The sequence below is a fragment of the Nocardia sp. NPDC052112 genome (genome assembly GCF_040680135.1).
Lineage (GTDB): Bacteria > Actinomycetota > Actinomycetes > Mycobacteriales > Mycobacteriaceae > Nocardia.
In genome coordinates, this window is sequence record NZ_JBFAWD010000072.1 from 1 (window position 1) to 3187 (window position 3187).

The 3187-nt window shown below is 58.4% G+C and carries 2 protein-coding genes; both read left to right on the forward strand.

Annotation, left to right across the window (positions count from 1 at the left end; genetic code table 11):
• Positions 1–1555: hypothetical protein (locus AB0L58_RS42935; RefSeq protein WP_364397493.1), on the forward strand; the 1555-nt coding region annotated here is incomplete at its 5' end.
• A 1020-nt stretch (positions 1556–2575) separates the two neighbouring features.
• On the forward strand, positions 2576–3187 hold a 612-nt coding region (locus tag AB0L58_RS42940), incomplete at its 3' end, for a serine hydrolase (protein ID WP_364397495.1).

Below are 3187 nucleotides of genomic sequence, written 5' to 3' on the forward strand. Positions count from 1 at the left end.
GCCACCACCGGAAACCGCGAACCCCTATAATCGACACCGCTCACGGGTGGGGAATTTTTACGAGTACGGGTGGGGAACTTCGGCGAGCGCCGTCAGCAAAGCCCGCCACGTCGGTAGTCGAGTCGATAACCTCACCAACGAGGCTCTTGACGCCGTTGTCGATCGGGTCTGGGCTGTTGTGAACCAAAAGCTAGGCTCAACTCCTCCGATCCGCGAGCTGGTTTGCCAAGCGCAAGCGACAGGTAGTCCATCTCCGGAAGTGCAGGCTGAGGCTCAGCGGGCACTGACCGACGCCGCGGCGAGCGATCCTGAATTCGAAGCTGAGTTGCGTGCCGCACTTGCGCAACTGCCGGTGCCGCCGCAACCGACAACCGTGAGCAACACAGGCGTCGTGTCACGCGGCAGCGTTGTGTCAGGGCCAATCAACGCCGCTGGCCCTGTAACGATCAGCGCCTCCCACAACGAGAAGAACATCACCAAAGTTGTCAAGCGCGCTACCACCGTCGTCCAGCAACACCGTGGCCCTGTTCTTGTCGGCGGAATCGCGCTTCTGGTGCTGGTGGTCATCTTCGTATCATGTGCAGTCTCGGGAGGCGACCGAGAAAACTCGCTCACTCCGACAACGACTCTCGCGCCCATTGTCCCGACACGGACTTCAGCATCCGCCACATCCACCGTGCAGCAAGCAGCGACACCGCCACCTGGCCTGCTAACGGCCGCGATCTCCGAGGATCGACACTCGATCAAATATGGAGTACTCGATATCGCGACTGGGAACTACAAGGCCTTCAAGAGTTTCAGCAATCCGACTGCAAAGATCTGGCACGATCGGGACCATGTGTCTCCCGATTGGAAACTGATTGGAGCCTCAATCAACGTCGGTCGTGAGGTACATGCCGGTTGGATCGATAGCGCAGGAACCTTCACTGACGTCACAGCCCTGCTGTTGAAGAACTCCCAACAGGGTGGAGACTTCACGCGGGCCATTACGCATACCGTCATCGGGTTTGACAGCGCCGGAGCGTTCTATCTTGAGGACGCAACAGACCAAAAGTCCACCGGCGGCGGCCTCAAGATCATCAAGGTTTGGCCCGCTAACCCAGCTATCGCTGTCGATACATGGACGACCACCAAGGGATCTTCATGGGAGCACTCCTACTATTGGAACTGGAAGCATGATCTCACGCTTCTCCCGCCGGACATCGAAACCTGTCCATCGGTAAAGGATGTAAACGACTTTGCCTGGCTGGACCAAGACCACTTCATTACGGCAAAGTTCGAGGGCAATCGACTCTTGGTCTGGGATGCTCGCAAACATATGTGCCCTTGGGAGACGGCGATCGGGTATCCACATGAGTATGAGATCCTCGCCGAGGACAACCCGTACAGAATTTCAGACCCGTGGGTAAACCCAGCACATGACACTATTGCGTTTTACTCAGATACTGGAAATTTCACGGGATTCTACACGGTATCCGTCAGCGGCGGGGATCCTGTCCGTACTGGGCTCACCAAGGAGAAGTTGAAGGGGTATCGAATTGTCCGGTGGGTATAGTGCCTGAGCGGGCTCCGTAGTATTTAGATAAATTCGATCCTGGATGGATTGATAGATTCTCTTGTCGAGCGGCGGTGTCGACTGACCTCATAGCTGTGGACACAGGAGTTCATGGGCAGCAGCAAAGAGATCCTTGAAAGGCTCACTCGGGCTAGGTTTGAACGAATCTGGTCCGGGGTAATTCCGCGCAGCTTTGCACAGCCCATATCCAATCCACAGCAAGAATGGTGTCGGCATTGTCAGGGAATCCTTGGGGAGGTAATTAGGATACGCGCCAAGATAGCCGTCGCAGACCCTACGTGCGTAGTTACCTTGACCGCCTGCGGGCGTTGCGGAAATAAGGTCGGCAGTTCCCTCGTTGCGAGCGATCATTATATTTTGCTCGACAGTCATGTCTGGCCTCCCGCTGAAGGGAGGGACATCTGTTCGGTGTTCCAAGTCGGTCACCGCAGAAGCAAATTCTTCAGTAGTCAGATTGCGCTCAATTGACGATTCAGCGCATTTTGGACCCGACGGGCGGTCATTCGCAGATACGCCAGGTGACGCTTGATCGCCGGCGCACCCACCAGTCGCTATAAGAGCGATGGCCGCGGCGACGCTCACCACCGCACGTGCGTCGACGATGACTCGGATCCGCCCCGTCATACGCATGATGGCTCCCACTTCTCCAGTGCTAAGCGATCATACGGCGGACCCGGCCGATGCCCGGCCGTTTGCGTGAACCAAACGAGTGTTGACGGCGTGTCGTTTACACAACCCCGAACGCACATATGGTCGAGCGTCCCCAAGGAGCATGCAGCGGCGGCAATCTCGCGAGATCGCACATCCAGGCAAATGTGCACAGCCCGTAATTCAAGGCGCGAAGTTCTGAGCAAGCTTGGGGCCGCGTCCGGTACGTCAGGTCGCTACGCTGTGAGCATGGGTGCCTTCCCCATTGACGGCGCCGATCGATCGGTATCTGCCGCCCGGACTCGGTGATGCGCAACATCGGTCGATCACCGTCGAGAATCTGCTGACCGAATCGTCCGGCATGGCGGCGGGTCTGCTTACCGAGGGGGTCACCGGGGTGATTCCGCTCGATCCGAACAGTGCCGTGCAGGCGCTCGGCGTGCCGTTGGACAACCGCCGGGCGCAGCATTCAGCTACAGCGAGCGCGATGTCGATCTGCTCGCGTATGTCATCGAATTGGCCGTCGGCGAGCCGTTGCAGCAGTTCGCGCAACGTGAGCTCTTCGATCCGCTCGGCATCGAACGCGGTGATTATTATTGGGCGCGCGATCGCGCCGGGCACACCTACGGCTACGCCCATCTGATGATCCCGCCGAACGATTTCGCAAAGCTCGGACTGCTGGTGAGCAATAATGGACGCTGGGGCACACGGCAGCTCGTCTCCGAGACCTATCTGCGCATGGCACGCCAACCGTCACCAGCGAACAAGTGCTTCGGCTACCTGTTGTGGATCGGCCTCGGATGCTCTGAGACCCCCGGCTTCCAGCCCGCCGACGTGTACTTCATGGTCGGACTCGGCATGCAGAACGTCTTCATCGTGCCGAGTCTGGATTTGACGGTGGTGTGGACCGGAGTCTTCGGAAGTGTCAGCAACCAAGGCATTGCGGGGGCCCTGGCGGACACC